Source organism: Pseudomaricurvus sp. (assembly GCF_965662505.1).
In the GTDB taxonomy this organism is placed as follows: Bacteria; Pseudomonadota; Gammaproteobacteria; order Pseudomonadales; family Cellvibrionaceae; genus Pseudomaricurvus.
Map to the genome: position 1 here is coordinate 1 of NZ_CBFIHX010000068.1, position 19989 is coordinate 19989.

Annotated in this window: 22 protein-coding genes and 1 pseudogene; 8 read left to right on the forward strand and 15 right to left on the reverse strand. The window is 49.4% G+C overall.

The annotated features are described in order from the left end of the window. Positions 1-219: 219 nt before the first annotated feature. On the reverse strand, positions 220-1437 hold the full coding sequence (locus ACTG33_RS10535; protein ID WP_439135170.1) for an iron-containing alcohol dehydrogenase: 1218 nt from the start codon (positions 1435-1437) through the stop codon (positions 220-222). 263 nt (positions 1438-1700) lie between these two features. Here ACTG33_RS10535 and glpE point away from each other — a divergent pair, with 263 nt between their 5' ends. The 4 genes from glpE to ACTG33_RS10555 all read left to right on the forward strand — a co-directional run bounded on the left by glpE (position 1701) and on the right by ACTG33_RS10555 (position 3734). Then, positions 1701-2018 (forward strand): thiosulfate sulfurtransferase GlpE, encoded by a 318-nt coding sequence (gene glpE / locus ACTG33_RS10540; protein WP_439135171.1) that lies wholly within the window; start codon positions 1701-1703, stop codon positions 2016-2018. A 32-nt stretch (positions 2019-2050) separates the two neighbouring features. Further along, entirely contained in the window at positions 2051-2848 is a 798-nt protein-coding gene (locus tag ACTG33_RS10545) for a tRNA-uridine aminocarboxypropyltransferase (protein WP_439135172.1), read from the forward strand. 31 nt (positions 2849-2879) lie between these two features. Continuing rightward, positions 2880-3239, forward strand: coding sequence for a hypothetical protein (locus tag ACTG33_RS10550; protein WP_439135173.1), 360 nt, complete (start codon positions 2880-2882; stop codon positions 3237-3239). Between the two features lie 99 nt (positions 3240-3338). After that, positions 3339-3734, forward strand: coding sequence for a sirohydrochlorin chelatase (locus ACTG33_RS10555; protein ID WP_439135174.1), 396 nt, complete (start codon positions 3339-3341; stop codon positions 3732-3734). 56 nt (positions 3735-3790) lie between these two features. On the opposite strand, the gene ACTG33_RS10560 is transcribed toward ACTG33_RS10555, so the two are convergent. From ACTG33_RS10560 to ACTG33_RS10575, 4 genes are all read right to left on the reverse strand, one after another. Next, positions 3791-4081 carry a DUF4404 family protein gene (locus ACTG33_RS10560; protein ID WP_439135175.1) on the reverse strand — a complete coding sequence of 97 codons (291 nt, stop codon included), beginning with the start codon at positions 4079-4081 and terminating at the stop codon, positions 3791-3793. Between the two features lie 79 nt (positions 4082-4160). Further along, complete coding sequence (locus ACTG33_RS10565; RefSeq protein WP_439135176.1) at positions 4161-4706, reverse strand: LEA type 2 family protein; 546 nt, start codon at positions 4704-4706, stop codon at positions 4161-4163. A 271-nt stretch (positions 4707-4977) separates the two neighbouring features. Continuing rightward, positions 4978-7521, reverse strand: coding sequence for a DNA polymerase II (locus ACTG33_RS10570; protein ID WP_439135177.1), 2544 nt, complete (start codon positions 7519-7521; stop codon positions 4978-4980). Between the two features lie 175 nt (positions 7522-7696). Further along, a complete protein-coding gene (locus ACTG33_RS10575; protein WP_439135178.1) occupies positions 7697-8011 on the reverse strand; it encodes a DUF4156 domain-containing protein in 315 nt (104 codons plus the stop codon). A gap of 130 nt (positions 8012-8141) precedes the next feature. Between ACTG33_RS10575 and tal the strand changes: the two genes are divergently transcribed. Further along, positions 8142-9074 (forward strand): transaldolase, encoded by a 933-nt coding sequence (tal, locus tag ACTG33_RS10580; RefSeq protein ID WP_439135179.1) that lies wholly within the window; start codon positions 8142-8144, stop codon positions 9072-9074. Between the two features lie 139 nt (positions 9075-9213). Continuing rightward, entirely contained in the window at positions 9214-9909 is a 696-nt protein-coding gene (locus ACTG33_RS10585; protein WP_439135180.1) for a PDC sensor domain-containing protein, read from the forward strand. A gap of 60 nt (positions 9910-9969) precedes the next feature. On the opposite strand, the gene ACTG33_RS10590 is transcribed toward ACTG33_RS10585, so the two are convergent. From ACTG33_RS10590 to ACTG33_RS10600, 3 genes are all read right to left on the reverse strand, one after another. Next, on the reverse strand, positions 9970-11214 hold the full coding sequence (locus ACTG33_RS10590; RefSeq protein ID WP_439135181.1) for a lipoprotein-releasing ABC transporter permease subunit: 1245 nt from the start codon (positions 11212-11214) through the stop codon (positions 9970-9972). After that, on the reverse strand, positions 11207-11989 hold the full coding sequence (locus ACTG33_RS10595) for an ABC transporter ATP-binding protein (RefSeq protein WP_439135182.1): 783 nt from the start codon (positions 11987-11989) through the stop codon (positions 11207-11209). Before ACTG33_RS10595 ends, ACTG33_RS10590 begins: the two co-directional genes overlap by 8 nt. A gap of 89 nt (positions 11990-12078) precedes the next feature. Beyond that, a complete protein-coding gene (locus ACTG33_RS10600; RefSeq protein ID WP_439135183.1) occupies positions 12079-13353 on the reverse strand; it encodes a lipoprotein-releasing ABC transporter permease subunit in 1275 nt (424 codons plus the stop codon). A 155-nt stretch (positions 13354-13508) separates the two neighbouring features. Here ACTG33_RS10600 and ACTG33_RS10605 point away from each other — a divergent pair, with 155 nt between their 5' ends. Then, complete coding sequence (locus ACTG33_RS10605) at positions 13509-14132, forward strand: PilZ domain-containing protein (RefSeq protein ID WP_439135184.1); 624 nt, start codon at positions 13509-13511, stop codon at positions 14130-14132. A gap of 30 nt (positions 14133-14162) precedes the next feature. Further along, on the forward strand, positions 14163-14489 hold the full coding sequence (locus ACTG33_RS10610; protein ID WP_439135185.1) for a hypothetical protein: 327 nt from the start codon (positions 14163-14165) through the stop codon (positions 14487-14489). A 44-nt stretch (positions 14490-14533) separates the two neighbouring features. Here the strand turns inward: ACTG33_RS10610 and sthA are convergent, their stop codons facing one another. The 7 genes and pseudogenes from sthA to ACTG33_RS10645 all read right to left on the reverse strand — a co-directional run. Continuing rightward, positions 14534-15931 (reverse strand): Si-specific NAD(P)(+) transhydrogenase, encoded by a 1398-nt coding sequence (gene sthA, locus ACTG33_RS10615; protein ID WP_439135186.1) that lies wholly within the window; start codon positions 15929-15931, stop codon positions 14534-14536. Between the two features lie 102 nt (positions 15932-16033). Beyond that, positions 16034-16273 (reverse strand): (Na+)-NQR maturation NqrM, encoded by a 240-nt coding sequence (nqrM, locus tag ACTG33_RS10620; protein WP_439135187.1) that lies wholly within the window; start codon positions 16271-16273, stop codon positions 16034-16036. A gap of 14 nt (positions 16274-16287) precedes the next feature. Continuing rightward, positions 16288-17235 carry an FAD:protein FMN transferase gene (locus ACTG33_RS10625; protein WP_439135188.1) on the reverse strand — a complete coding sequence of 316 codons (948 nt, stop codon included), beginning with the start codon at positions 17233-17235 and terminating at the stop codon, positions 16288-16290. A gap of 130 nt (positions 17236-17365) precedes the next feature. Then, entirely contained in the window at positions 17366-18589 is a 1224-nt protein-coding gene (nqrF, locus tag ACTG33_RS10630; RefSeq protein ID WP_439135189.1) for an NADH:ubiquinone reductase (Na(+)-transporting) subunit F, read from the reverse strand. A gap of 20 nt (positions 18590-18609) precedes the next feature. After that, complete coding sequence (gene nqrE, locus ACTG33_RS10635) at positions 18610-19218, reverse strand: NADH:ubiquinone reductase (Na(+)-transporting) subunit E (RefSeq protein ID WP_439135190.1); 609 nt, start codon at positions 19216-19218, stop codon at positions 18610-18612. 3 nt (positions 19219-19221) lie between these two features. Further along, positions 19222-19875 carry an NADH:ubiquinone reductase (Na(+)-transporting) subunit D gene (locus ACTG33_RS10640; protein ID WP_439135191.1) on the reverse strand — a complete coding sequence of 218 codons (654 nt, stop codon included), beginning with the start codon at positions 19873-19875 and terminating at the stop codon, positions 19222-19224. 2 nt (positions 19876-19877) lie between these two features. Beyond that, positions 19878-19989: pseudogene (locus ACTG33_RS10645) on the reverse strand (Na(+)-translocating NADH-quinone reductase subunit C); the annotation flags it as partial.

The window sequence follows — 19989 nt, forward strand, 5'->3', positions numbered from 1 at the left end:
CTCTCCGTAGTGAGTTCATCTACTGAAGCGCGATCGTGTACTGTAGTGTTAACCACCCGCCTCACAATGACTGACAGCTGATTGCACTAACGTAAAGCATATGAGCCACAGTGATCAATCAACCATCAATGTTGGTATATGCTTTACGCCGGCGGTTAAAATCTGAATTCTTAACCGCAAATGTGAAGAACGGCCAGGTAGATATCGAACCGTTTTATGTTACGAAGTCACGGGCAATAGTTTACGCAAGATATCGTGGCACTCTTCTGTTTGCATGTATTTCGGCACGGGGTAGGTGTAGTTACCCTCGTGCATAGCCGCATCAGCAATCGCGGGAATATCATGCTCTTTAAGGGCTTCCAGAGTTTTAGGAATCCCCATGGCTTCATTCATCGCCCAAATTTTATCGATAAACTTTTGCGCGAGCGTCCAGTCATTCTCGCTGGCGTCTCCCAAGCCACAGGCAACGGCCAAGGTCGCCAGACGACCCGACACACGATCTTTTGAGAATTCCAGAATGTGAGGTAAGACCAAGGCATTCGCAAAACCATGTGGCGTGTGATATTTGGCTCCAAACTGATGGGCAATTGCGTGAACATATCCCACAAACGCTTTGGTAAACGCCAACCCTGCATAGAACGATGCCAGAGACATGGCTTCACGAGCCTCAAGATTACTGCCATCTTCATACGCGGTTTCCAAATTGCCCAAAATCATTTGCGTTGCTGATACCGCATAGGCATCAGTTTCTTTGGTCGCAAAATTAGAAAGATAGGCTTCGACAGCATGAGTCAGAGCATCCATGCCGGTTGCGGCTGTCACACCAGGAGGCAGGCCCACCATAATTGCGGGGTCAAGAGCAGCAGCCATAGGCACCAGTTTAGGATCGAGCACCAGCTTTTTATCACCGGCTTCGGGGTCGGAAATAACCGCCGCAACAGTAACTTCTGAGCCCGTACCCGCTGTTGTCGGAATGGCGAAGAGTGGCAATGCAGGTAATTTCGCAATAAACCGACCTTCTAGCTGGCGTGGGGTTTTATGATTACTGGCCGCCAGTGCAATTACCTTGGCAGCATCAATGGAGGATCCGCCTCCCACCGCCAACACGCTGTCACAGCTGTTCTGTTTTAGGTGTTCCAGCCCTGCTTCAACAACTGAAAAAGATGGATCAGGTTCCACCCCATCAAAAACAACAACCTCAATGCCTTTCTCTTGCAAAGCATTAGCAATGGGTTCGATAACCCCCAGCTTGACCAATACAGCATCCGTTACAATCAGAACTTTCTTTAATCCCAGATGGCCTATGGTGCCCGCCAACTTTAAAGACGCGCCCTCACCGGTTAATACAGTCGGTTTGGCATCTGGTACGAACTTCATCACGCACTTTGTTACCAGCATGGTGAACTTATACAACAGGACTTGCAGGGGAAAGGGCATTAACAGCCTCCATAAAGATATCAGTTATTATATGAGTTATTTTTTCAATCCATTCTACCCACTTTCGCCATCAAGAATAGGTCAATTCAGGACTGGCGTCATGTAAGATTTTTCTTTTTTGCACATAATTCTCATTCCAAAAGCACAGCCTCATTTTGGATCCGTTTCAGGCGTCTGACCCCAGGCATCCCGGGTTAGAATTGCAGTCTCGTGGTATGATGTGACATTGAGTCGATTTAAACGATGTAAGACAGAGGTTTTCAATGAATATCAGCCGAATTAGCTGTGAAAAAGCACATGAAATCACCCAGACCACAGAGTGTCAGATTGTCGATATCCGCGATCCACAATCCTTTCATAATGGCCACCCATCGGGCGCTATAGCACTCGACAACGACACCTTGCCGACCTTTCTGGAAACCGCTGACAAACAGGCTGAGACCTTGGTATTTTGCTATCACGGCAACAGCAGCCAGCAAGCCACGCTGTTTCTTCAAGAGCAGGGATTTACCAATGCACACAGTATTGATGGTGGCTTCGAAATGTGGCGCCAGCTCTACCCTGACGCCGTTGAATCCTAAAACCACCTGAACCCTCACAGCAGTCGCGGTTAATGAACATTTCTGAAAGCGCCATTCAAGCCCCCGAGCACTCTCCTCCTCATTTCCAGCCACACTGTGTCGACCGCTTGAGGGCGTTTTGCGAGAGCCAATCGACCCGAACCTTCAACGCTCGCGGCATCGCCTTGAAACGCTGTTCTCAATGTCTGCTGGGCCTATCAACCTGTATATGCCACTACCGGAAACCCGGACAATCCGGCATTGAATTTATCCTGTTGATGCACCGGGATGAAGTCTACAAACCCACCAACACCGGACGCCTGATTGCGGATCTCTATCCTCAACAAACACATGCATTTGCGTGGGACAGAACCCGGCCACCCGATGAGCTGTTAGAGCTGATCGCAGATCCCCGGCGCCACTGCCAGCTTGTTTTCCCACCCAGAGAGGGAGATGACCGGATTGTTGAAAGCCAGCCTGGGTTCAATATGTCCGAGGGCTCGATAGCCACGGTCATACTGCTGGACGGCACCTGGAAACAGGCTCGCAAGATGTACTCCCAGTCCCAGTGGTTAAAACAGCTGCCTCTTCTCAACCTGGAGTCGGCGATACAAACGCTTGCCGGTGAACTGGGGCATTACAAGTTGCGTCAGGCCTGTGAAAGTGGACGACTGGCAACCGCAGAAGCCGGAGCCCTGTGCCTGTCCGCAGCCGATGATTCTGCCAATGCTCGCAAACTGCTGGATTATTTCACCGTATTCAATGAGCACTACGTGGCCGCTCGCATGAACCGCAAACCACAGTTGCTGACCGCCCACACCGCCCTTTCCTCAAGCCAGCCCCAAAGCTGAAACTGAGCCTATACAGGGTTATACTGTCGGCATGAAGCTGGAATACGACCAAAACCCCGACTCTTCCATTATGGTGCTGGAAAACGACCGGCGCTGGCGCATCGAGATGTACCTGAAAGCCAACGAAGACGAAACCTATACTCTTGTGGCTATGTCCGGGATTGCCACCCAACCCGCCGAATTAAGCAAGCTTCAGGGACCTTATCAAACTGAAGAGCAAGCTCAGGCGGCTCGTTCCGCTATTGCCAAGCAACTGTATGCCAAAGGGTTTCAACCCCTAAGGCAACACAGTATCTGGCAAATACAGGCTCAAAAAGCGATCCAGAATGTGCGACAAACACGAAAAGCTAGCCAGGGAGATTACCGTTTCCACCCTGACGATGTATTGTAAACGCCTGCTCGCTTTACACCCTAAAACTGACCAAATCTCACACTAAAGCCGTATAAAGCCGCCATACAGGAAAACACCGACCGCAAAAGAGCCTTAACCATGACAGACACAACACATGAAAAAGCATTAATTATTATGGCGCACGGAAGTCGACGCGCTGCCGCCAATGAAGAGTTTTTCAATCTGGTTAAAAGGATTGGCAGCGAGATGTCTGGCAGCGCTGAGAAATACAGTGTGGTTATGCCCGCTTTGTTAGAGCAGGCTCCACCCACACTTTTGCAGGTTTGCCAGAACTTGCCAGACAGTGTCAGTGATATCCACGTATATCCCTTGTTTTTTAATCAGGGACGCCATGTAGAAAAAGATATTCCAGCACAGGTAGCCGAAGTCATGGACGCCTTGCCGGAGAAGACCGTTGAACTCCTTAATTACTTTGGTCAAAGCGAAGGGCTGGCCACCTTGGTACTTGACCATATTTCGGAACAATCGTCTTAAGCAGCGCTTTCCTTAAACTGCGGCTTAAACCGCCAAGCCGCAGTGGACAGTCTGGATTAAACCCCCATTTTACCCAACAGATCCATCACCTCACGAATGGCCCGAGCCAACCTTGGGTGCTCTGCTTCAAACTCTACGGCATGCTCATCCAACTGCTCACCATATGACTCAATGGTTTCCGGTTCTGTTATTTCTACCGGCGGTTCGGAGTGTCCACCGCCCATCGACTCAAGAATACCTCCGAGCAAATCCCGCTGCTTGGAATCCAGTGCCGTGGTCATCAGTTTTTTGACTTCGCTAATCGAAGCTTTCAGTTGTTCAGTGGTTTCTGTTTGATCAATAGCCATGTACATTCCTCTTTCACACAACAGGCAATATGTCATATTGCTCTACAACACTCAGTATGACAACGACTAGCATAAGTTATTACTGCAGGTGCCCTAACTGCACATTACCTTCCTCGACAACTCTCGTCTTCGGCACAAACGGTATACCCATATCCAGCTTGGCCTCCAACCGGTAGCTCAGAGAGCTTTTATTTAACTCCATCAAATGCTTTAGCAAGCGAATACTGTTCAATAGGCTGGTAGAAACCGGCAAACTAAAACGAGCCTCACCGTAGGGCGCAAGGGTGGGTACATCTGCACTAACACCGCTCGCCACTTTGTAACCTTCAATACTTAAACTATAGCTTATTCCTTTGAGCTTCAACTCGCTGTCATTGGGATTCGTCATTCTTAAACCGACCGCAAACCGTTGCTCCAGATCCTCTGAAGGAATTCGCTTAATAGAGAGCACGTCAACCTGTGGATCTTCAAAATCGGGGGATAAGCTGGCGCAACCGGAGACAATAGATAGACAAAGTATGACAAAAAGAGACAAATAGCGGGATGAACCGCCCCATGTCTTCTGTGAGCTATCAGGCACAGGGAACATGTCTTGCGGGCATGGAGTTAAAACGAGTTTATTCATGGCAGCTCTCTGGTTTAAGTCATCAGAATGGTCGTTCTCGTTAAAATACTTTATGAGCAGAAACTTCAGCATAACAGTTGATGCAACCAAAACTGTTAAAAGCCTCGACATTTAAAACAATTATTCCTCAGCATCTGATATTTAACCAGCTGCCTTTCAAGCCCCTCTTTTAGCCCATCCTTTCTAGACCACCCCCTTTTAGGCTATGCCTTTCAAGAGAATCCCCTTTAAGAGAATCTCTGGAATACAAAGCTCTTGAAAATAAACCTCTTCAAAACAGGCCCAGTTGCTGATCAACAATCTCCTCAAATGAAGACCCCAAGAAGTGAAGAATCCCATCGGCTACCGGAGCAATCTGGCGCTCTAAATACAGTTCGTAGTCCGGGGTTGTGGTGACCTTTTCCAGAGGTTCCGGTCCGCTGAGCGTCAATACATAGCGAATCCAGCCACCCCGCCGATAGCGAGGTGCCTTGCCCTGCTCTTCCAACCACTGATCAGCTTTACGGGCAGCCTGAACATGAGGGGGAACATTGCGCACATATTCATCAAGATGCCGGCGAATCCGTTTACGATAGACCAGCTTATCGTCAAGCTTCCCCTCTCTGACGGCTTCCGCCAATTCCAGGATGTAGGCCTCGTATGCTTCACCCTCAAATACTCGCCGATAAAGCTCCCGTTGAAACTCCCGAGCCAGCTGGGTCCAGTCTGTTCTGACGGCCTCCAACCCTTTAAAAATCAACTGTTTCGGTTCGCCTGGTTTCTCGACAAGTCCTGCGTAGCGCTTCTTACTGCCAGTATCAGCGCCCCGAATAGTAGGCATCACAAACCGGCTGTAATGCGTCTCAAACTCTATTTCCAGATGGCTTTGAACCTGATACTGATCTTTTAAAGTCGCTGTCCACCAGTGATTAAGGTGATCGGCCAGCTCCCTGCCTTTTTGCTCAATGTCGTCGAGAGACGCCCCATCTACCCCACCCAAACACACAAAGACAGAATCCGTATCACCATAGATCACCTGATGACCCTGATCTTCAATCAACGTGCGTGACTGATTCAACACCTGATGCCCACGCAAGGTGATAGAGCTTGGCAAACGATAATCAAAAAAACGACACCCCGGCGTTCCTAACACCCCATAAAACGAGTTCATGATGATTTTGATTGCCTGGGACATGGCATTATTTTTCTGCTTTTTCGCCCGATCACGAGCCTCCCACAGTTCGCCAATTATATTGGGTAACAACGCTGCCGACTTTAAAAAAACAGCGCCGTTGAATCCAGGAACTAGAGAGGAACAATCCACCTCAGACGTTTCTTCCCTGTCCCAGTGAGGCTCCCGGTCAATATTTTGCTGCGTCGCTTCAAACTCACGACCTGCTACTCTGGCCAATGGATCAATCATGAAGGTGCGGATGATGCTCGGGTACAGAGACTTAAAATCAAGCACCAGAACATGTTCATACATGCCCGGTACCGAATCCATGACATAGCCCCCTGGGCTGCCCACACCGACGGGGTTTTCAACCAACATGGGAGCCACAAATCCACGTCGATGCAAACGGGGCAAATAACGATTGTCGAAAGAAGCAACCGATCCACCAAAGCGATCCATTGCCAATCCGGTCAATCTGGCTCGCTCGACGCCGAATTTAATCAGCTGAGCCTTCATAAAGATCTCCCAAACCAGCTGACAATCTTCGAGGTTATAGGCCGCCAAAGATGCTTTATCGTTGTGAAACTGCTCTGTAATGGCCTCTCCCCGATGGTCTGCGTCTTCTGTCAGTTTTCCACGCTGTAGAAATTCCTGCGCGACCGATTCCAGTGAAAAGCTCTCGAAACTGTATGTGGCAGACTTCAGGGTATCGATACCATCCATCACCAACCGACCGGGAATTACTAGAGTATAGTGTTCATCATCGCCTCGGGACTGACGCCAATCGATACGCTGACTGGAGCGCCCCAGGTTCAACCGAACCCCCAATTCATCGGCTTTACGTTGCAGAAAACGCAAATCAAAGTTGATCACGTTCCAACCAATTAATATGTCCGGGTCAACGCCGTCAAACCACTGCAAGAATTGTCTGAGTAATGCTTTTTCATCGGGACAAAACCGCAAGTAATCCGCCGCTCCCACCTCTTCTTCCCCCACCATAAAGACAACCTTGTGGTTTTCCGAAGAGGCGCTGTCAATATCGCTTACATCATCTGTTCGGGCCACAACGGCACCTATGGAATACAAATGATCTCCTGTCATGGAGGTTTCAATATCCAGCGACATCACCGTGTATTCCGGCGTGTAATCGCCGATGGAAAACTGTGGATTGCGCATGGTGGCCACACCATCCTCCCGCTCTATCACTCCGGTGACAGACATGGATCCGGTGATAAAGCGTTCCATCAGAAATCGATCAGTGGGCTGAATATCGGACTCAAAAGGAGTTAGCCCCTGTTTGATCAAGGCATCACGAGCCCGATAGAGTGTTCTCTGCTCGCGAAAATACAAACCCACGACAGGCTGGAATTCAAAGCTCTGCAAATCCAGAGGTTTGGCTTCCCATACCGGGGCAACTGAGGGATGGCGGGCAGACTGCCCCAAGTGCCGATTAAGAATTGCCTCGGCGTCGGCGAGCTGTTCAACAGGAAGGAAAAAGACACTCGTTTGCTTTTCAACAATGACCCGTAAGGGCTCACGATCAGCGGTTAACCAAAATTGCAGTTGTAACTGACGCAGCTTGCCAAAGCGCGAAGCTACCGGGGCATCATCCCATTCACGGGTTAAAATAAAACCATTAACCTCGGTTAGCTCGCCAGACAAAACAATTCTCTCTGATGTGAAATGGTTGTACGTCCCCTATTCAGGCTATATAGGTATTCAGGCTATATAGGTATTCAGGCCATATAAGCCGCATGATACCGCTCGGGGATACCCTTCAGCCTGGCATCATGCGGACCACTGAAACCATCGAACCAGGGAGCTCGTCAATTAACCATCAAGGGCATTTATAGATGGCAAAGGTTTGTCGACCTTCCACAATTTTGCTGGTTGGGACAACGGCATTACCCCCTTGCCCTACCGCTTCATTGCGCGCGAGAGTCAGCAGCTCAATGGCGACCTTGTCGGCGTTACGATCGAAACCAAAACTGTCTTTGGTTCTTGTTGAAGCACTGCCCAGCTTCTCACAATTCAACACATCGTTTGCTGTCTTCAAATCCACATCATAAGCGCCCGGCTCCGATTTCACCCAGGTACAACCGCTCACAACCGCTGTCAAAAATGACACTGCTACCCATACTTTCTGTCTCATAACACCTCCATTTCGATCAGTTTATTAAAGCGCCATTGTACCCAAACAATTACCGATTTGGACTGTTGCCCATGTGTATTACGTGATTAAATACCAAAGAAGTAAGGCCAGCAGTAAACAGGATGACGTAATGACCAGCAAACTTGACCAACTCAAGTCCATGACGGACGTAGTCGCAGACACCGGTGATATAGACGCCATCGCCCGCTATCAACCGCTTGACGCCACGACTAACCCCTCCCTGCTGTATAAAGCAGCACAAATGCCCCAGTACGCGCCGCTGTTACAGCAATCCATGGATAAAGCTAATGGCGACATAGCACTCGCATGTGACCATCTGGCGGTTGCCATCGGCACCGAAATTGTCAAGTTAGTTCCTGGACGGGTATCCACCGAAGTCGATGCCAGACTGTCTTTTAACACCCAGGCCACCATCGACAAAGCCAAACAATTGATTGAATTGTATCAGGCACAAGGTGTTGATCGATCACGCATTCTGATCAAAACTGCATCAACCTGGGAGGGCATCCGCGCTGCCGAGGCCCTCGAAAAAGAAGGCATCAATTGCAACCTGACATTGCTGTTCAACTTTGCTCAGGCTGTCGCTTGTGCGGAAGCTGGCGTAACTCTGATTTCCCCTTTCGTAGGCCGTATTCTGGACTGGTATAAAGCCAATACCGATATTCAGGACTACACTGCAGAGACAGATCCGGGTGTACTATCTGTCACGAAGATCTACAATTACTACAAGCAGCACAATTACGACACCATTGTAATGGGGGCCAGTTTCCGCAACCTTGGTGAGATTGAAGGTCTGGCCGGATGTGACCGCCTGACAATCAGCCCACAGCTGCTTGAGGAGCTGTCACAGGATCAGGGATCACTGACCCAGCGCCTGTCAGAGAACAAGCCTGGCGAGCCCCAAAGCAAGCAAAGCTATAGTGAGGCTGAATTCCGCTTCGCCATGAACCAGGATCCGATGGCGACAGAAAAACTGGCTGAAGGTATTCGCAATTTCGTGAAAGACCAGATAAATCTGGAAGACTTACTGCGCAATATTTGACCAGAATTCATTTCCAGCCCTGCGCCTGTAAACGGCTTCAACTGACATAAGATTAAAACAAAGAGGTTTATAGAAATTTAAAATTAAGACTGCGAAAAACCCATTTCAGAAAGATCTGGCAGAAGGAAACTATAATAATATGCCCACATCTCTCCAGAGCCGTGCCGAAGTTGATTCTTCGGCACACAATGACAACTTCTCTGTCACCCGCTTAAGTGCCATGGTGGTCGTCAGCGCCTGTATAGCCATGAGTCTTATCCTGTTCTCCGCTACCCATGCAGCACAGGTTAAGTGGGATCAGGAAACCGTTCTCACGGTGCTCAGACAAGAAATCGATCGTATTGAAACTATGGCGGAGCATCCCATAATTTTAAACGCAGTTTCGGTGCAAAACGCAGAAAAGCTTAGCCAAACCACCATTATGCAACGAGATCAAGTGTGGATAGAATCCGGTCGCGAAGCACCCTTTAAGCAAACCATGCTAGCCAGCCCAGCCAGTCAATACCTTCGTAACATCGCCATTAAAAACCCGAGTTTTACCGAACTGTTGTTACTGGATAACCAGGGTGCAAACATCGCTGTCTACCCTTTAACCAGTGATTACTGGCAGGGAGATGAGATGAAATGGCAGGCTATCATGCGGGATCAACGCACAAGTTACGTGGGCCCTATGGAATATGATGTCAGCAGCGGATTAAACTCCATACAGATATCACTACCGGTAAAACAAGGTAATACAACCGTAGGTGTTATTGTAGTCGGCGTCAGGCTCAGTCACATTTTGTCCAAACAGCTACGTCATTCTGTGATCGGAGCTCCGCACGGGAATCAATGATAAGCCTAGCAAATCAAACCGTAATCACCTTATTCGAAGTTTAACGCGGCTATTCAAACCCTATTCAAACCGAAGCGCTTCAGCCGGAGCCACACGACTGGCTTTCCAGGCTGGATAAAGTGTAGCCAGAAAACTCATCAGCAATGAGACAATCGCAACAACAACAAAATCTTCAAATCGCATTTGTGAAGGCAAATAGCTGACTGGATAAATTTCTGCATTTAAAAACTGTATGTGAAACAGTTTTTCCAGGCCTTGCACCAGATCGTGCGCGACCAGAGATCCCACGACACCAAACACCAATCCCAGCAGCGTACCTATAGCCCCGATCATTCCCCCCTGAACCACAAAAATGGCCAGAATATCGCCCCTACTGGCTCCAAGCGTCTTGAGAATGGCAATATCCGTTTGCTTATCGACCACGACCATCACCAGTGTGGACACGACATTGAATGCGGCTATGGCGACAATCAGAAACAATAACAGGCCAACGAGATTTTTTGACATTTGCACCGCGTGGTAAAGATTCCCATGGGTGCGTGTCCAGTCTGATCCGTAATAGCCATACTCCATACTGCGAACTTGCTGGTAAATAATTTCCGGCGCGGCGAACAGGTCCCGCGTTTTGACTCTCAGACCTGACACTCGCCCGGCGTATTCAGACAGCTGGCTCGCAGTATTTAAATTCACCAGAGCCAGGGCATAATCCAGCTCAGTCCCCGATGAAACAACACCCGCAAGAAACATGGCTTTAAATTTGGGCAGCTCATGAGCATTACGGCTGTTTGGTACCAGAACAGTAATACGATCCCCCGCTTCGACGCCCAGATTTTCAGCCAGACCTGCACCAAGGACAATAGCGTTATTCTCTTCTCCGGATGTCTTTAATTTCTCGAGAACCGCGGGATCCACAAATCCAGCAACAGCAGAAACGTCTCCTTCACTGGCCACATCGATTCCATACAACACGGTGGGCTTTACCTTCTTGCCCACGGACAACATGCCCTGCAGCTGTACAAAAGGTGCCGCTGCTACAAAATCCGGGTTATCCAAAAGGGTTTCGCGCACACTGCCCCAATCTTCAATGCCGTACCGAAAATAGATAGCACCATGAGGAATAATGCCCAGAATACGATCGCGCAGTTCTTTTTCGAAACCATTCATCACAGACAATACTGTGAGCAACAAACCAACGCCAACCATTAAGCCGAGAATAGAAATGCCGGAAATAAATGAAACCAGCTGCGTACGGCGACGGGCACCGGCATAGCGTAAACCGACAAACAGGTTAAAAAACCTAACCATTATTGACCTCAACCCCCGCTTCTTGAGAAGCAGTTTTTGATATCCCATCAGTCTGAGGCTGAAGCAAACCGTCCTGCAATACCAACACCCGATCCATCGAACGAGCCAAGCGCTCATCGTGCGTTACAATAATAAAACTGGTCGACAGACTATCACTTAACTCAGCCAGTAAGGACTGTATAGAGTCCGCAGTCTGACGATCCAGGTTGCCGGTGGGCTCATCCATTAATACACACGCAGGTTTATTGACCAAAGCCCGGGCTATGGCGACTCGCTGACGTTCACCACCAGACAGCTCCGCCGGCTTATGCTCAACTCGCTCTGACAGCCCTACCCGACCAAGCCAAACCGCCGCTTCTTCGAGAGCTTGCCGTTTGGAGACGCCGGCAATTAACTGCGGCATGGCCACATTTTCAAGAGCCGTAAACTCCCCCAGAAGATGATGAAACTGATACACAAAGCCTAAATGTTGGTTGCGTAGCTTGCCGCGCTGATTATCGCCACAACTTGAGAATGGTTTTCCGAGCAGGCGCACTTCACCCTGATCGGGAGTATCGAGGCCACCGATCAGATTCAACAGGGTTGATTTACCGGATCCCGAGCTGCCCACAATAGCAAGGCGCTCACCGCGCTCCAGAGTCAACTCAATGCCTCTTAACACGTCAATAACCGCCGGCCCCTGATCGTAGTGCTTGCGCAAGTCACTGCACATTAGTGCAAACGTTGCGTTACCTTGTTCCTGAGAATCAGCGGCCGGAGAGGTCGATGGTCGCATAGTGTCAGAATCCTTGTTATTGATTGTCGAGAACGCTCATGGCGGAGAATTATGGTTTACACCGAACTATCAGTCTGAATACAGATTTATCATTCATATCGCAGTGCTTCTGCAGGTTCCACCTGTGAGGCACGATAAGCCGGGTACAGTGTCGACAGCAAGCTCAGAATCAAGCCAACGGTGATTACGATCAGTACATCGGACCACATCAATACAGAAGGCATATGACTGATAAAGTAAACACTTGGATCAAATATCCTGATACCCAATAAAGACTCAACAAATGCCACAATCGTTCCGACGTAGCTGGCAATTAAAGCTCCCAGAACTCCACCGAGAAATACACCAAACCAGCCAATGGCGGCCCCCTGGACCATAAATACGCCCATTACCTGTTTGCGAGTCAGACCCAGAGTCCTCAATACGGCAATATCGAACCGTTTATCAGCCACCATCAACACCAGACTGGAGATGATATTGAAAGCTGCTACAGCAATAATAATCATCAACAGCACCGACACCACCGTCTTTTCCATCTTAACCGCGGCAAAAAGGCTGCCTTGTGTCTGGCTCCAGCTGCGCACTGTTAACTGTTCCTGTTCTTGCTGATGCTCTTGCGATTGCTCCGACAGTGCCCGTCGAATATTCAAAGCTACTTGATCCGCTTCATACATATCACGAGTACGCAGTTCGATGCCGCTGACCTTGTCTCCAAGCCGTAATAGCTTTTGAGCATCGGTCAAATGGGTCACGACAAGGCTCTGATCCACCTGGGCGCCGATTTCAAATACACCGACTACGGTAAAGCGTTTCACACGGGGGTAAATCCCCATCGGCGTGACCGTCAATTGAGGCAAGGTGATATTAACCTTGTCACCAGGGGCTACCCCCAAATAGCGAGCCAGTAGACGGCCAATAATGATGTTGTACTCGCCTTCACGTAAATCATCCACCGAGCCCAATATCATCCTGTCAGCCAGAGATGACAAATTGCGAATATCATCCGGTTTCAGTCCTCTGAGCTGAACCCCCTGCATTCCTCGCTCAAAGCTGACCATGGCATCACCATGAATATAGGGTGCAGCAGCGACAACGCCCTGCTGCTGCAATGTGAAATCCTTCAGCGCAGACCAATCCTCCACACCCTCTTCGCTGGAAATTAATTCAATGTGAGGGATAACCTCCAGTAAACGTTGTTTGATCTCCCGATCAAAGCCATTCATCACCGACATGACGACAATCAGGGCGATAGTGCCCAAGGTCATACCCAGCAAAGAAAACCCGCTGACAAAGGAGATAAACTGGTTTCGGCGCTTACTGCGGGTGTACCGCAAGCCAATAAAGAAAGGGAGCTTATATTTCATCGAGCTATTAAACCGAAAGCTAACCGGCACCACAAGTATTGCACGATAAATACCCCCACTGCCCCACATTTCCACACCACACGCAGGACGCTAAAAGACAAAAAGCCGTGTCTGGTGATAGACTCAAAACATTAACAAGATTGAGAGTATAGGTTATGACCGTAACAGAGCGCCGTAACTACTTTCGCGTCGACCATGAGTTGATGCTCAAATGCCACTGTGTGGACGCGAATACTGTCGAGCAAGGCCTTCCGGAAGACCAGTTTCCTGAAGATAAGCAAGCCTCGTATTTAATTCAGGAACTGCATCGGCTCGATAATGAAGCCGCGCCACACCTGTCATCCATTGCCGAGATGAGTCGCTCTGTAGCCGACTACCTGGCAATTCTGAACAAGAAGATTGACCTGATTGCGCAACACAGCAGTTCCCCTTACCTGCACGCACAAACCAATCAGGATCAATCTAACTCCAACGAGGCCAGCCGAGAGACACCCACGTTAGTCAATGTCAATCTGGGTGAAGACGGCATTGCGTTTTACGACACCAGCCAATGGTCAACAACCGACCTGCTCGCACTGCGCCTGCAATTTTTGAACGACTACTCCAGTATCACCTGCTTTGCTCGGGTGTTGCGTTGCGAAGCACAAGAAGATCAAACCTTCAAAACCGCTTGTCAGTTTCTCAGATTATCGAAAACGTCTCGGGAAGCGCTGAGACGGCACATTATGCAGGCGCAGTTAAGTGCGATTCGACAACAAAAACAACACAACGATGATTAAAGTATGTACAGACAGCTTAAGGTACCTTTTATGAAACACACCCTCAAATACGCCCTGCTTGTGCCGCTCTGCCTGGCTACCCTGGCGAGCTTCACCATCACGACTAGCGCTGAAACAATCCGGATACCCGTTGGCCAGCAAAGCTCTGCTAACGTTGTTGCCAAACCGACAATGGGCTTGAGCATGGATCAGGTAGAGGAACAATTTGGGGAGCCGGTTAAACGTAACCCAGCCCGAGGACAGCCTCCGATCACCCGTTGGGAGTACGAGCAATTCGTAGTGTATTTTGAAGACAATACAGTGATTCACAGCGTGGCTCGATTCAAACCCGCGCAAACCGACAACATCACCCCATAGGGTGATGTTGTTCGCTGAGAATGATCGTCTGGAAACGAGGCTTTTTAGAAACGATGCACTCTGTGCAAGCCGTCCAGCGCGGCGATACGGTACGCTTCGGCCATAGTGGGATAATTAAAGGTATTCTTAACAAAGAACTTAATGCTATTCCCTTCACCGGGCTGGCTCATAATTGCCTGACCGATGTGAATAATCTCCGCGGCTTCAGCGCCAAAACAGTGAATTCCCAGAATTTCCAACGTATCGATACGGAATAACAGCTTAATCATCCCGACATCTTCACCACTGATTTGTGCCCTAGCGGTATTTTTAAAGAAAGCACGGCCCACTTCATAGGGCACCTTGGCTTCTGTCAGCTCTCTTTCGGTTTTCCCCACAGAACTGATTTCCGGCAGAGTATAGATACCCGTCGGAGCATCCGAGACAAATCGAACATTCAAACCACAAATACCACGGGCACAGGCGCGCCCCTGATCAAATGACGCACTGGCCAGACTTGGCCAACCAATCACATCACCGGCCGCGTAGACGCCCTCTACAGCTGTTTCATAACGTTCAGACACCGCCAATTGACCACGGTGGTTAGCCTCCAGACCTATCTCACTCAGGTTTAGAGTATCGGTATTGCCCGCGCGGCCGTTACACCACAGCAATGCGTCGGTCCGAAGACTCTTCCCCGATTTAAGGTTCATGGTCACACTTCGCCCATCAGCCTCTACAGATTCATACTCTTCACTGTGCCGGACGGTCACACCGCCGTCCCGAAGGTGGTAACTGAGTGCATCCGAGATCTCATCATCCAGAAACGACAACAATTGCTCTCGGCTGTTGATTAGATCGACCTTGATGCCAAGTCCGGCAAATATAGAGGCGTACTCACATCCGATGACACCTGCACCGTAAATAATCATGGTGCGCGGCGTGTGCTGCATATCCAGAATCGTATCGCTGTCGTAGATGCGCGGATGATTGAAGTTCACATTGGCAGGACGATACGGACGAGAGCCGGTAGCGATGAGGACATTTTTCGCGTTGATGTACTCCTTGGCACCGTCATCAAGAACCACTTCAACTCGCTTGGGATCAACAAAACGCGCCTCCCCTACGTGCATTACAACGCGATTACGGGCATAGAGCGTGGTCAGCATATCCACCTGCTGAGGAATAACCTTGTTCGCCGCTTCAAGGACCTTGGGGTAAGACACCCAGCATGGCTCTCCAATCGTGCGAAACAAAGGGTGAGTGTTATAACGGATGACCTGCTTTACGGCGTGCCGGAGTGATTTGGACGGAATGGTTCCCTTGTGAGCACAGTTCCCTCCCACCATTGCAGGACGTTCAACCATGGCTACCTTCATGCCAGCCTTTACCGCCGACATAGCGGCCCCTTCACCCGCTGGACCAGAACCCAATACCAGTAAATCGTAGGTATACTCCGCCATTACCTCAACTACTCCTGTTTTTCGTGAGATTTAACCGTTAAAACTGTTTACCCTTCTTGGACACAACTCAAGATCCCAAACACACTGTATTGCTTTGGAAGATCATTTCTTAGAGGCGTCGTACGCCAAATCTTCGGTTTTACGCACAGCACCCAACTCTTGCTCTTCTTCGCACTTATTGGGGTCTCCGCCGCACAGATCACACACGTAATCATCTTCCTGTAAAGCAGCACCGACGCCGCCACAAGAACCTTTTAGCGGCTTGCGCCCCATGAGCACGCCCACGGACATAGCCGCAACAAACAACAGTAATACCACCAAAGTGAGAATGAAGGTTTGCATACTTTTCTCCTTCCTTAATTTGCCGAATCTGCTGTAGCGGCAGGCTCGGTTAAATAAGGCTTAAAGACTTCAGACGGAACTTCTTTTAGTTGCCCCGCCTCTTTGATTATAAACAACGCCGCAATTCCTTCGCGATTTGCCAATTCCAGAGCATCCTGCGGCCCCAGAACACTAAAAGCTGTCGCCAAGGCATCGGCTTTTGCGCAAGACGGATTTAACACCGTGACAGACACCAGGTAATGACGGATAGGCCTGCCTGTGCGAGGATCGATGGTATGACTGTATCGCACGCCATCTTTTTCAAAATAGTTTCGGTAGTCGCCTGAAGTAGCAACACCAATATCGGTTAGCGACAGAGCCTGAAACACACTTTGCATCAGTTTCTCATCGGGTCGCTCTACCGCAATGCGCCAGGGAACACCGCCGGGGTTGTGCCCTTTTAAACGCATTTCGCCGCCAATTTCGACGAGATAATTGCTGATACCATGATATTCGAGCAATTCGGCCAGAACGTCTACGCCGTACCCCTTGGCCACGGCGCTTAGATCCAAGTTAACAGGCTTATTCCTTTTTACCCGTAAGCCGGAGCTATCAAGCTCAAGATACTGGTAACCGACGTTTTCCTGAGCATCAAGAATATCGACATCAGAAGGAACATTGTCCTCAGTCTTACGGGGCCCAAAACCCCAAAGATCGATGAGAGGTCTCAGTGTAACATCAAAGGCACCTTCGGAGATGTCAGACACCCACAGGCTGATACCCAGCACATCGGCGAGAGGTTTGGAAACGTCTGTCCACTCCCCCACAGGCTGAGTATTAAGGCGATTGATCTCAGAGTCATCGATATAGGTCGACATCTGCCGATTCACAACAGCCAGGGCATTCGAGACAGAAGCCTTGAGCTGCTCAACATCAGTCACCTCACCATCCGTCACCAAGGTGATGTGGTAAGTGGTCCCCATTGTCATGCCTGACAAACGGGTTACCTGAGTTTCGGGCTCACTCGAACAAGCACTGAGAAAAACGCAAAGGCTAAACCAAAACGAGGCCAGCAATGCTGACCTCGTTTTGAGGGTACGTCCCATGAAGCGATTAGCCACCGAAGTCATCCAACAGGATGTTGTCATCTTCAACACCCAGATCCTTCAGCATTTTAATCACTGCGGCATTCATCATAGGGGGTCCACACATGTAGTACTCACAATCTTCCGGAGCCGGATGATCTTTCAGGTACTCATCGTATAGAACGTTATGAATAAAGCCGGTCAAACCTTCCCAGTTATCTTCTGGCTGGGGATCGGACATGGCCACATGCCAATCAAAGTTGTCGTTCTCTTCAGCCAGCTTGTCATACTCGTCTTGGTAGAACAGCTCTTTCAAAGAACGGGCACCATACCAGAAAGATATCTTACGTTTGGAGTTCAGACGCTTCAGCTGATCGAAAATGTGCGAACGCATCGGGGCCATACCAGCACCACCACCTACGAATACCATTTCGTTTTCGGTATCTTTCGCAAAGAACTCACCGAAAGGTCCATAAACGGTAATCGTGTCACCTGGCTTCATATTAAATACGTAGGAAGACATTTGACCGGGCGGGATACCTTTGGAGCCAGGAGGCGGTGTCGCAATACGAATATTGAACTTAACCACACCCTTCTCTTCCGGGTAGTTCGCCATGGAATATGCACGGATAACCGGCTCATCCACTTTCGATTCCAAATTGAAGAAGCCGAAACGCTCCCAGTCTGCGCGGTACTCTTCTTCAACATCAAAGTCAGAGAATTTCACATGGTGCGCAGGGGCTTCCAACTGAACATAACCACCTGCACGGAAGTCAACGTTCTCGCCTTCCGGCAACTTCAGGGTCAGTTCCTTAATAAAGGTCGCCATATTCGGGTTAGATTCAACAGTACACTCCCACTGTTTAACACCGAATACATCTTCAGGCACTTCGATCTGCATGTCCTGTTTAACAGGAACCTGACAGGACAAACGCCAGCCCTCGGCTGCATCACGCTTGGTGAAGTGCCCCTCTTCTGTTGGCAACATTGAGCCGCCACCGGTTTCAACCACACACTTACACTGTGCACAGCTACCACCGCCACCACAGGCTGAAGGCAGGAACAAACCGCCCTCTGCCAGTGTTTGCAGCAGCTTGCCGCCCGCAGGAACGGTCAGAGTTTTCTCACCGTTGATTTCAATACTAACGTCGCCGCTGCTAACCAGTTGTGCACGCGCACTGAGGATGATCACCACCAGCGCAAGTACAATGCCGGTAAACATCGCGACACCTAATACGATTGTAATATCCATACTTCGTAATACCTCGCCGATTACAGGTCGATGCCGCCGAACGACATAAACCCTAGTGACATCAGACCCACAGTGATAAAGGTGATACCCAGGCCACGCAGGCCTGCAGGAACGTCACTGTACTTCATTTTTTCGCGAATACCTGCCAGAGCGGTAATCGCCAGAGCCCAGCCAACACCGGCACCAAGACCAAATACAGTGGACTCCGACAGATTGTAATCACGCTCAACCATGAACAGAGAGCCGCCCATGATGGCGCAGTTTACAGTGATCAACGGCAAGAATACGCCCAACGCGTTATAAAGCGCAGGCACATACTTATCCAGCAGCATTTCCAGAATCTGTACCATTGCTGCGATCACACCAATGTAGGTGATCAAACCCAGGAAGCTGAGATCCACATCCGGCAGACCAGCCCAGGCCAAAGCCCCATCAGCCAGCAAGTAGGTGTACAGCAGATTGTTCACAGGCACGGTAATACCCAGAACCACAACAACCGCAACACCCAGACCAAACGCAGCATCTACTTTCTTGGAAATGGCCAGAAAAGTACACATACCCAGGAAGAACGCCAGGGCCATGTTGTCGATAAAAATTGCCCGAACAAACAGGCTTAAATAATGTTCCATTGCTTAAGCCTCCTTAACGGTGTTGGGACAAATTTTAAACTCTTCTTCTTCCACTTGATCTGTTTTCCAGGCACGGATGCCCCAGATAATCAAACCAATCAGGAAGAACGCACTTGGAGGCAGCAACAGCATACCGTTGGAGACATACCAACCACCGTCAGTAACCAGCGGCAGAATCTCGTATCCCATCAGCTTACCGGAGCCAAACAGCTCACGAATGAAGCCCAAAGCGATCAGCAAGGCACTGTACCCCAAACCATTACCAATACCATCGAAGAAACTTGGCAGAGGTGGGTTCTTCATAGCGAAGGCTTCAGCGCGGCCCATAACAATACAGTTAGTAATGATCAGACCAACGAACACTGACAGCTGTTTACTGATGTCGTATGCAACGGCCTTCAAAACTTGATCAACCACGATTACCAGAGAGGCAATGATCGTCATCTGAACGATGATTCGAATGCTTCCTGGGGCGTAATTCCGAACCAGAGAAACGAACAGGTTCGAAAAGGCAGTTACCACAGTCAGGGCAACACACATAACCAGGGTCACTTTCAGTGAGCTGGTTACCGCCAACGCAGAACAGATACCAAGGATCTGGAGTGCAATCGGGTTGTTTTCAAAAATCGGTTTTAACAGTAGCTCTTTCACTTTCATGATTAAGCCTCCCCATTCTTGAGATTATTCAGGAATTTGGCATACCCGTTTTCACCCAACCAGAACTTAATCAGGTGATCAACACCACGACTGGTCAGAGTTGCACCGGAGAGG

Excerpts from the sequence above, each read along its gene's own strand:
- ACTG33_RS10535 (WP_439135170.1), bottom strand. The coding sequence starts at position 1,437 with ATGCCCTTTCCCCTGCAAGTCCTGTTGTATAAGTTCACCATGCTGGTA.
- glpE (WP_439135171.1), top strand. The coding sequence starts at position 1,701 with ATGAATATCAGCCGAATTAGCTGTGAAAAAGCACATGAAATCACCCAG.
- ACTG33_RS10545 (WP_439135172.1), top strand. The coding sequence starts at position 2,051 with ATGAACATTTCTGAAAGCGCCATTCAAGCCCCCGAGCACTCTCCTCCT.
- ACTG33_RS10550 (WP_439135173.1), top strand. The coding sequence starts at position 2,880 with ATGAAGCTGGAATACGACCAAAACCCCGACTCTTCCATTATGGTGCTG.
- ACTG33_RS10555 (WP_439135174.1), top strand. The coding sequence starts at position 3,339 with ATGACAGACACAACACATGAAAAAGCATTAATTATTATGGCGCACGGA.
- ACTG33_RS10560 (WP_439135175.1), bottom strand. The coding sequence starts at position 4,081 with ATGGCTATTGATCAAACAGAAACCACTGAACAACTGAAAGCTTCGATT.
- ACTG33_RS10565 (WP_439135176.1), bottom strand. The coding sequence starts at position 4,706 with ATGAATAAACTCGTTTTAACTCCATGCCCGCAAGACATGTTCCCTGTG.
- ACTG33_RS10575 (WP_439135178.1), bottom strand. The coding sequence starts at position 8,011 with ATGAGACAGAAAGTATGGGTAGCAGTGTCATTTTTGACAGCGGTTGTG.
- tal (WP_439135179.1), top strand. The coding sequence starts at position 8,142 with ATGACCAGCAAACTTGACCAACTCAAGTCCATGACGGACGTAGTCGCA.
- ACTG33_RS10585 (WP_439135180.1), top strand. The coding sequence starts at position 9,214 with ATGCCCACATCTCTCCAGAGCCGTGCCGAAGTTGATTCTTCGGCACAC.
- ACTG33_RS10590 (WP_439135181.1), bottom strand. The coding sequence starts at position 11,214 with ATGGTTAGGTTTTTTAACCTGTTTGTCGGTTTACGCTATGCCGGTGCC.
- ACTG33_RS10595 (WP_439135182.1), bottom strand. The coding sequence starts at position 11,989 with ATGCGACCATCGACCTCTCCGGCCGCTGATTCTCAGGAACAAGGTAAC.
- ACTG33_RS10600 (WP_439135183.1), bottom strand. The coding sequence starts at position 13,353 with ATGAAATATAAGCTCCCTTTCTTTATTGGCTTGCGGTACACCCGCAGT.
- ACTG33_RS10605 (WP_439135184.1), top strand. The coding sequence starts at position 13,509 with ATGACCGTAACAGAGCGCCGTAACTACTTTCGCGTCGACCATGAGTTG.
- ACTG33_RS10610 (WP_439135185.1), top strand. The coding sequence starts at position 14,163 with ATGAAACACACCCTCAAATACGCCCTGCTTGTGCCGCTCTGCCTGGCT.
- sthA (WP_439135186.1), bottom strand. The coding sequence starts at position 15,931 with ATGGCGGAGTATACCTACGATTTACTGGTATTGGGTTCTGGTCCAGCG.
- nqrM (WP_439135187.1), bottom strand. The coding sequence starts at position 16,273 with ATGCAAACCTTCATTCTCACTTTGGTGGTATTACTGTTGTTTGTTGCG.
- ACTG33_RS10625 (WP_439135188.1), bottom strand. The coding sequence starts at position 17,235 with ATGGGGACCACTTACCACATCACCTTGGTGACGGATGGTGAGGTGACT.
- nqrF (WP_439135189.1), bottom strand. The coding sequence starts at position 18,589 with ATGGATATTACAATCGTATTAGGTGTCGCGATGTTTACCGGCATTGTA.
- nqrE (WP_439135190.1), bottom strand. The coding sequence starts at position 19,218 with ATGGAACATTATTTAAGCCTGTTTGTTCGGGCAATTTTTATCGACAAC.
- ACTG33_RS10640 (WP_439135191.1), bottom strand. The coding sequence starts at position 19,875 with ATGAAAGTGAAAGAGCTACTGTTAAAACCGATTTTTGAAAACAACCCG.